General features: G+C 68.5%; 6 protein-coding genes and 1 pseudogene. 3 read left to right on the top strand and 4 right to left on the bottom strand.

The genetic code is table 11. The annotated features are described in order from the left end of the window. A partial coding sequence (locus VFG33_RS27765; RefSeq protein ID WP_325055917.1) for a DPP IV N-terminal domain-containing protein occupies positions 1-985 on the bottom strand: 985 nt, incomplete at its 3' end. Positions 986-1,233: 248 nt separating this feature from the next. Continuing rightward, positions 1,234-2,721 carry an NCS2 family permease gene (locus VFG33_RS27760; RefSeq protein WP_325055916.1) on the bottom strand — a complete coding sequence of 496 codons (1,488 nt, stop codon included), beginning with the start codon at positions 2,719-2,721 and terminating at the stop codon, positions 1,234-1,236. A 113-nt stretch (positions 2,722-2,834) separates the two neighbouring features. Here VFG33_RS27760 and VFG33_RS27755 point away from each other — a divergent pair, with 113 nt between their 5' ends. Then, positions 2,835-3,149 carry a DUF2530 domain-containing protein gene (locus VFG33_RS27755; protein ID WP_325055915.1) on the top strand — a complete coding sequence of 105 codons (315 nt, stop codon included), beginning with the start codon at positions 2,835-2,837 and terminating at the stop codon, positions 3,147-3,149. Between the two features lie 226 nt (positions 3,150-3,375). On the opposite strand, the pseudogene VFG33_RS27750 reads toward VFG33_RS27755, so the two are convergent. Beyond that, positions 3,376-4,143, bottom strand: a pseudogene (locus VFG33_RS27750) (DUF3027 domain-containing protein); the annotation flags it as partial. 103 nt (positions 4,144-4,246) lie between these two features. On the opposite strand from VFG33_RS27750, the gene VFG33_RS27745 reads away from it, so the two are divergent. Further along, complete coding sequence (locus VFG33_RS27745) at positions 4,247-6,208, top strand: MFS transporter (protein WP_325055913.1); 1,962 nt, start codon at positions 4,247-4,249, stop codon at positions 6,206-6,208. A 64-nt stretch (positions 6,209-6,272) separates the two neighbouring features. Here VFG33_RS27745 and VFG33_RS27740 read toward each other — a convergent pair whose 3' ends face one another. Further along, on the bottom strand, positions 6,273-7,874 hold the full coding sequence (locus VFG33_RS27740; RefSeq protein ID WP_325055912.1) for an MFS transporter: 1,602 nt from the start codon (positions 7,872-7,874) through the stop codon (positions 6,273-6,275). Positions 7,875-7,993: 119 nt separating this feature from the next. Here VFG33_RS27740 and VFG33_RS27735 point away from each other — a divergent pair. Next, positions 7,994-8,406, top strand: a 413-nt coding sequence (locus tag VFG33_RS27735) for a TetR/AcrR family transcriptional regulator (RefSeq protein ID WP_325055911.1), incomplete at its 3' end; no start/stop codon positions are given.

The following is an 8,406-nucleotide window of genomic DNA, read 5'->3' as shown; positions in this document are numbered from 1 at the left end:
CGATCGTGAGCTTCCGGGTGTCGCCGTCGTCCCGGGTGTGGACGAGTTTGCCCGAGGACGTGCGGGCCGGCGTACCGGGGATGATCTCTACCCAGGCAGGATCGCGCTGCTCGTGCAGGACTCGGGTCTCGCCGGTTTCGGGGTCGGCTGTGAGGACGCGCAGGGTGCGCTGGTCGCGGGACTGCACGCTGACGAGTGGTCCGTGGGTGTCCCAGCCGGCCGAGACGACGTACTCGAAGGCTGCTCGGTCCCAGTCCAGCTCGATGCTGTCCGCGGCGAGGTCGAGGATGTGCAGGGAGACGAGGGCGTTCGGCGTACCGGCGGCGGGGTAGGGGATTTCGCGGGGCGGGCGGTCCGGGTTCGCGGGGTCGGCGATCCACCAGCGCTGGACCGGCGTGAGGTCGACCCGGGCAGCGAGCAGCCTGGTGCCGTCCGGCGACCACCAGTGGCCGCGACTGCGGTACATCGACTCCGACGCAACATGCTCAGCCAGCCCCCACCCAACCTGCGGATCCTCATCACCCACCAACCGCCGATCATTGCCATCCGCAACCTCAACCACCCAGACCGCACCACCACTGACATACGCAACCTGGGTCCCGGTTGGGTCCAGCCGAGGGTCGACTGCCGGACCGCTGGTCGGAATCAGCCGCAACCAATCACCGCGCCCGCCACTACCTCCGCCCTCACCTCGCGGGTCGCCTTGGTCTGCATCACTCCCCTCGCCTTTGCGGTCGGCGAGGTTGAGGAGCCAGAGGCTGCCGTTGAGGGCGAAGGCGACTGTGTGTAAGGCGGCGTCGGTGGAGTAGGCGACTATGCCTGCGGTGCGTTCGCGGGTGCGTTCGCGGCGAATGCGCTCGGCTTCGGGGATCGGGCCGTCGGCGCCGAGGCCTTCGGGGGCGACCAGCAGTCTTTCCTGGTCGCCATCGAGCAGCCAGAGGCAACTTGCCCGGTCTTCTGGGCCGCGGGTGCGGAGAAAGAGCACCCGCTCTCCATCGGGTGACACTGTGAAGGCGCGCGGGACGCCGAGAGTGAATCGCTGCGTACGCGCAGCCTGGGCTGGATATCCGTTGAGGTCCATAACCGAGACTCTGGGCTGCCTATCCGGTACCTGCGGGGAAGGAAGGTGCACAACGATCAGACGCCGTTCAGCGGATCAGTTGCCACGCCGGAGAGCCCGACCTCCAGTACTTTACCAACCGCCAAGGTCAGCCCACTCACCGGGGCGACTGCTCAGGTCAGCCAGTCGCCGAGCGGGCCGATCGCGAAGTACACGACGAAGAGGGCGGACACGATCCACATCAGCGGGTGGACCTGACCGGCCTTGCCGCGGACGATCTTGAGCAGCACGAAGGAGACGAAACCGGCCCCGATCCCGGCGGTGATCGAGTACGTGAACGGCATCAGGATGATGATCAGGAAGGCCGGGATCGCCACCTCGAGATCGTCGAAGTCGATGCCCTTGACCTGCGCCATCATCAGGAACCCGACCAGCACCAGGGCAGGTGCGGCCGCCTCGTACGGCACGATGGTGACCAGCGGGGCGATCACCATCGAGATCAGGAAGCAGATCCCGGTCACCACACTCGCGAGCCCGGTGCGCGCACCCTCACCGACACCCGACGCTGATTCGATGTACGACGTGTTGCTGGAGACGGAGGCGGCTCCACCGGCGGCGGCCGCGACGCTGTCCACGATCAGGATGCGCTGGGTGTTCGGCGGGTTGCCTTCCTTGTCCAGCAGGCCCGCCTCCGCGCCGATCGCGGTCATCGTGCCCATTGTGTCGAAGAAGTCCGCCAGCAGCAGGGTGAAGATCAGCAGCAGCGCGGACACCACGCCGACCTGCTCGAACGAGCCGAACAGATTGAACTCGCCGATGGTGTCCAGGTTCGGCCGGGTGAACCAGTCGTCCGGCAGTTTCGGCACGCTCAGGCCCCAACCGCCCGGGTTCTCGGCGGTCCGCGCGCCCACGTCGAAGATCGACTCGACCACGATCGCCAGCACGGTCGCGGCCACGATGCCGATCAGGATCGCGCCCTTCACCTTGCGCGCGTACAACGCGATCACCAGGATCAGCCCGACCACGAAGATCAGCACCGGCCAGCCGCGAAGGTTGCCGCCGACACCTAGTTCGACCGGAGGGCCGCCCGCCGCCGCCGGGCGGCGGACGAAGCCGGCGTCGACCACGCCGATGAACGCGATGAACAGGCCGATGCCCACGCTGATCGCGATCTTCAGTTGCTTCGGCACCGCCGCGAAGACGGCCTTCCTGAAGCCGGTGAGCACCAGGATCAGGATGATGATGCCCTCGATCACCACCAGGCCCATCGCGTCGGCCCAGGTCATCTTGGTCGCCACACTGAAGGCGATGAACGCGTTCAGGCCGAGCCCGGTGGCCAGCGCGAGCGGGAAGTTCGCCACCAGGCCCATCAGGATGGTCATCACCCCGGCCACCAGCGCGGTGGCGACCGCGACCTTGGCGATCGCCGCGACCGGGTCGGTGCCGCCGCCGATGTACTGACCGGTGCCGTCCTTGACGGTGCCGATGATCAGCGGGTTCAGCACCACGATGTAGGCCATCGTGAAGAAGGTGGCCAGCCCGCCGCGCACCTCGCGGCCAGGGGTCGAGCCGCGCTCGGTGATCTTGAAGAACGAGTCGAAGCCGCCCTGGAAGAAGGAGGCGGACCGGGACCGGGCGGTGTCAGCCTGTGGCGAACTCATGACGGAATCGTGCCAGTTCGCACGGACACCTGGCGAGCAATCCCGCAAACCCGTGCCCGATCGGGGCCATCCCTGAGCCCGAACGCCCATTCGGCACGACTAGGGTGGGGGTCGTGGCAGACGAGAACGACGAGGCGCCGAAGAAGCGGTCAGACCCGACGAGTCAGTTGGCCCGCGGGGAACTGGTGCACGCCGAGGTCAAGCCGCTGGACCTGTCCGGCATCCCGTCGGTGATCGTCGGGATCGTCGCGTGGGCGGTCGCGTTCGTGGTCGTGATGATCTTCCGCGACGACTTGAAGCGCGATGGCAACGAGTGGTGGATCTGGGTCACCGTCGCCGGCTTCGGTCTCGGCTGGATCGGCCTGTTCTACTGCCGCCGCCGCTGGGCCGCCATCCAGGCCGGCCACCGCCCCGCCACCGAGGACTGACGCCTCAGTCCTGCTCGGACTGCTCTTCCACGACCTCGACCTCGGAGTCGTCTTCCACGGCCGCGGCGTCGGAGTCGTCTTCCTCGACGTCGTCGTCGGAGTCGTCTTCTTCGACGTCGTCGTCGGACGGCGGCTCGCCGGAGGCCTCGACCTCGGCCTGTACTGCGTCCGACTCTACGACCTCATCCCGGACCTCGTCCGCCGACTCCCCGGACGACTCGGGTGACGGCATCGCGAGTTCGTCGTAGCCGGTGGTGTCGAAGGCGTGCTCGGTGGACGGCTGGTCCGGCAGGTCGATCACCACGTCCGAGTGGGCCCCGCAGCCGTAGTCGTACGCGACGACCCGTCCCTCGCCCGGCGCCATCTCGTTGGCGCACGCACCGAAGGCCTGCCCGAGGCTGTCGTTGAGGCGGATCCAGTACCCGCACGAGTGGCACTTGTACGGAACCGCCTGGGCGATCGCGGATCCCGGTCCGAAGTCCCCGGCGTACCAGCGCTCCGCCGCTTCCTCACGCCCGTCCTGCGACAGCACCCGCTCGCGCCCCAGCCCGAGCTCCTCGACGACAGCCAGTACTTCGTCCGGCGCGCCCGTGTCGGTGAAGCCGGGCTCGAGCCGCGGATCGTCCGGCAACGTCGGGAACAGGTCGCCCGGCCGCAGGTCGCCCGGCTGGACGCGCTCCGACCACGGCACCCACTCCGGGGCGACGATCGCGTCGTCGCCCGGCAGCATCACGACCTCGTCGATGGTCACGTTCTTGGCCCGCGAGGCGCGCGTGACCGTGACGGCCCAGCGCCAGCCGCGGTAGCCCGGGTGGGTCGACGCGAAGTAGTGCGTGACGAGTCGCTCACCCTCGACCAGGTACCCGAGGTGCTCCCCGATCCGCGCGGCGCCGGCTTCCTCGATCGCCGCCTCGCGAGCAGGTTCCACCGCCTCGACGCTGATGGCGTCAGGCTTGGCGCGGACCGGTTCCGGAGTCTTGACGGGAGTCACAATCGGTCATTCTCGCATGCCCGCGGACAACACCCGCGCCCTCCATGCATCGGGTCGCATCGCGGCGTAACTGCGGTCTGTCCCCGTGACAAGGCAGGATGGTTGTATGGAACGTCCCGACCCCGCGGATCCCCGGCGCCCCGACGCGCCTCGACGCCCGGGCACGGACTCCTCCAGCGGATCGTCCCGAGGCCCTTCGGCCGGCTCGGGTCCCTCGGCCGGTCCTGAGGCGGGCAAGGCGAGTGCGGGCGAGCGGCTGGGCAGCGCGAGCAAGAAGATCGGCAGTGCCGGGAAGAAGGTCGGGCACGCCTCCAAGGTCGGCGCGACCGGCTTCGCCACCGCCTCGAAGAAGACCGCCGGGGTCACCGGCCGGATGGGCAAGGCCACCGGACGCCGGATCCGGGGGTTGACCAGTGCCCAGGGCGCCGGCGAGTCAGGCCTGTCCCGGCTGATCGAGCTCGGCGCGGTGAACGCGGCCGGCGACACCGCCTTCGCGGTATCACTCGCGGGCACGGTGTTCTTCGCAGTACCGAGTGATCAGGCGCGGGACCGGGTCGCGCTGTTCCTCTTGCTCACGATGGCGCCGTTCGCGTTGATGGCGCCCCTGATCGGACCGATCCTGGACCGCTTCAGGCACGGCCGCCGCTGGGCCATCGGGGCCACGCTCGGCCTGCGCGGCTTCCTGGTCTGGAGTCTCGCCGCATCGATCAACGACAGCTCGACCTGGTTGTATCCGGCAGCGCTCGGTTGCCTCGTCGCTTCCAAGGCGTACGGCGTAACGCGGGCCTCCGCAGTACCGCGACTCCTGCCCAAGGACGTCACCCTCGTCACGGCCAACTCGCGGATCTCACTCGCCGGCCTGGTCGGTGCGACCGCGGGCGCCGGGATCGCGGGCGCGTTCGCCCTGATCGGGCCCGCGTGGTCGCTGCGCTGGGCCGCGGTCGTCTACGGCATCGGCCTGGTGCTCGCGATCCGGCTGCCGAGCCGGGTCGACTCCCCCGCCGGCGAGGAGATGACCGGTTCGGAGGGACGCGAGGCCCGGCGTAAGGCGATCACCGCGGCGGTCGCCCGGGGGATCCGCTGCAACCTCGGGCTGCGGTTCGTCTCCGGCTTCCTGACCATGTACCTCGCGTTCCTGCTCCGGGACAAACCGATCAGCGGGATCGACGGGGCGATCGCGGCCGGTGCGGTGATCGCCGCAGCCGGGATCGGGAACAGCCTGGGGACCCTGACCGGGTCGTTGCTGAAGGCAAGAAAACCCGAGGCCGTGGTGCTGGTGGTGCTGCTCGCGGACGCGATCGTGGCGATCTGCGTGGCGGTGCTCTACGGGTTCCCGATGCTGATAGCGCTGGGGTTGGTGGCAGGGCTCTGTAGTTCGCTCGGCAAGCTCTCGCTCGACGCGATGATCCAGCGGGATGTGCCGGAGACGGTGCGGACGTCGGTGTTCGCGCGGTCGGAGACGGTGCTGCAGCTGGCCTGGGTGATCGGTGGTGGGTGCGGCATCGTGCTGCCGCTCATCCCCCGCCTCGGTTTCGGCTTCCTCGCCGCGGTGCTGGCAGTCGTCGTCTTCCTGGTGATCCGCCAGAAGCCAGGCACCGAGACGCCTCGAACCGCGCCGTCCTCGAGTGGTCGCTCTCCTTCAGATTCAGGTCCGGCCGCGTCCGGTGGCCCGGAGAATCATCGCGAGCCGCCGGAGCGTCATGAGACCCGCCCGGTCACCACAGCGCGCACAATCCTGACGAGCCCGACCGACCCGACCGCGATTCAGCGGATCTCCGACCGGCGCGCAGGCGATTCGCCGACCCGTGAGGGGTCGCGGTACAACGAGCCGACGGTGGAACTGCGCTTCGATCCGGCCGACGACGGTACGCCGCGTCGCGAAGTACCGAAGGACGTGCAGTCGGACGACTCGCGTCGTACGGACGGTCAGCAGGTGGGTCGCTGGTGGAGCGGCCAACCGGACGACGACGACACCGTGCAGGACGAGGCTCCCTGGTCGAACGACCCGACCCTCGAACGCAAGCCCGGCCTCTTCCGCCGCCGCCCCGGCAACCGCCCACCCCGCTGAACAGACGAACTACCTACTCCCACCAGACCAGCAGGAGTAGGTAGTTCGTTGTCATCTTTGGTAGTCAGTGGGCCACGTTGGCAAGCTCCTCACCCGAGACCTCTGACTTGACCGGACCACTGTCGTGGTCTGTTGCGTCATCCGGGGTGTGGGTGGTGCCTCGGAGGGTGAGGGTGGTGGCTACGGCTGTGATTGTCAGGAGGATGGCGCCTACTAGGGCGACTGTGTTGAGGCTGTGGCTGAAGGAGTGGCGGGCCGCGGTCAGGAGCAGGTCCTGGAGTTGGGCCGGGAGGTGTGCGGCTGCGGCTGTGGCGGCGGGTAGACCTTCGCGGGCGGCTGTACCGAGCTCCGCGGGGAGCGCTGCCGGCAGGTGGGTGTCCAGGTCGCTGCGGTAGGCCGCGGTACCGATGCTGCCCAGTACTGCGATCCCCAGCGCGCCTCCGAACTCGCTGCAGGTCTCCATCAGCGCAGACGCCGAACCAGCGCGCTCCGGCGCGACTGCACCGACAACCGCCTCGGTTACCAGCGACATCACCATCACCAGCCCCGCCGCCAGCAGACCAGAACCGCCCAGCAGCACCCACAGCCGCGAATCCACCTGTACCTGAGTCAGTACGCCGAACCCGGACGCTGCGATCAGAAATCCCCCGCCGAGTACATAGGCCCGGTCCACCTTCTGAGCAAGCGCAGTACCAAGTGGTGCAGCAGCGCCGACCGCCACCGAAGGAACGAGCGCCCACAGAGCCGCCTTGAGCGGACCCATCCCGAGCACCAGTTGCAGGTACTGCGTCATGAACACCGCGTTCCCGACCAGCGCGACCATGCCGATGGTGTTCGCGGCCAACGCACCGCTGAAGGCACGGTTGCGGAACATCCCCAGCTCGACCATCGGGTGCTCCGCGGTCTGCTGTCGCCGCAGGAACGCCAGACCGACCAGCAACCCGATGACGATGCTGATCACCGGCGCCACCTCGACACCGTTCGCGGCAAGCTCCTTGATCCCCCAGATCACCGGCAGCACCGCAGCCAGCGACAGCAGCGCGCCGAGCAGGTCGAACCGTCCTCGCACCGGCGCCTTGAACTCCGGCAGCAAGACCGGTGCGAGCACCAGCAGCAGCACCATCGCCGGGGTGTTGATCAGGAACACCGAGCCCCACCAGAAGTGCTCGAGCAGGAATCCGCCGAGCACCGGGCCGAGCGAGATGCCGCCCATCATCACCGCGCTCCAGAACGCGATCGCCTTACTGCGCTGCGCCTGGTCGTGGAACATGTTCCGGATCAGCGCCAGCGTCGACGGCATCAGGGTCGCGCCGCCGATGCCGAGCACGGCGCGGGCGGCGATCAACTGCTCCGCGTTCTGCGCGTACGCCGCCGCGACCGAGGCCAGCCCGAACGCGAGTGCGCCGAACAACAGCAGCCGGCGACGGCCGATCCGGTCGCCGAGCGACCCCATGGTGATCAGCAGTCCGGCCAGGACGAAGCCGTAGATGTCGAAGATCCACAGCTGCTCCGTGGCCGACACCCCGAGGTCCGCGCTGATGAACGGGACCGCGAAGTACAGGACCGACACGTCCATCGAGACCAGCAGCAGCGGCAGCGCGAGCACGCCGAGTGCGATCCACTCCTTCCGCCCGGCCTTCTGACCGACGACCTCCGATGTGCTCATGACCCCTCCAGCTGATCTGTGTATGGCGCACACTGTGTACGTCACACGCAGACCGTAGCAGGCATCTGTCTATGATGTAAACAGATAGACTCTGGGGAAATCCGGACCGAGGAGATGCGATGGGCGAGACGGCGGACGACCTGCCGCGGGTGCTGCAGCTGTTGTGGGGGCTCGAAGGGCCGGCCCGCCCCGGGCCGAAGCCGACGCTGCAGATCAGCGACATCGGCGCGGCCGCGAACAAGCTCGCCGACAGCGCCGGCCTGGGCGCCGTCTCGATGAGCAAGGTCGCGGCCGAGCTCGGTTTCACCACGATGTCGCTCTACCGGTACGTCGACTCCAAGGACGACCTGTACGTCGTGATGCTGGAGGAGGCGTTCGGGCGGCCGGATCCGTTCGATCCGGACACGGACTGGCGGGAGCGGATCAGTACGTGGGCGCGGTCGTTCTGGAATGCGATCAAGCGGCACCCGTGGGTGCTGCAGGTGCCGGTGTTCGAGCCGCCGCTGTCACCCAAGCAGCTGGAGTGGATGGA

It is taken from the genome of Kribbella sp. (assembly GCF_035687465.1).
Classification (GTDB): domain Bacteria; phylum Actinomycetota; class Actinomycetes; order Propionibacteriales; family Kribbellaceae; genus Kribbella.
This window is presented reverse-complemented; position numbering and strand designations above follow the sequence as displayed.

Excerpts from the sequence above, each read along its gene's own strand:
- VFG33_RS27740 (WP_325055912.1), bottom strand. The coding sequence starts at position 7,874 with ATGAGCACATCGGAGGTCGTCGGTCAGAAGGCCGGGCGGAAGGAGTGG.
- VFG33_RS27760 (WP_325055916.1), bottom strand. The coding sequence starts at position 2,721 with ATGAGTTCGCCACAGGCTGACACCGCCCGGTCCCGGTCCGCCTCCTTC.
- VFG33_RS27745 (WP_325055913.1), top strand. The coding sequence starts at position 4,247 with ATGGAACGTCCCGACCCCGCGGATCCCCGGCGCCCCGACGCGCCTCGA.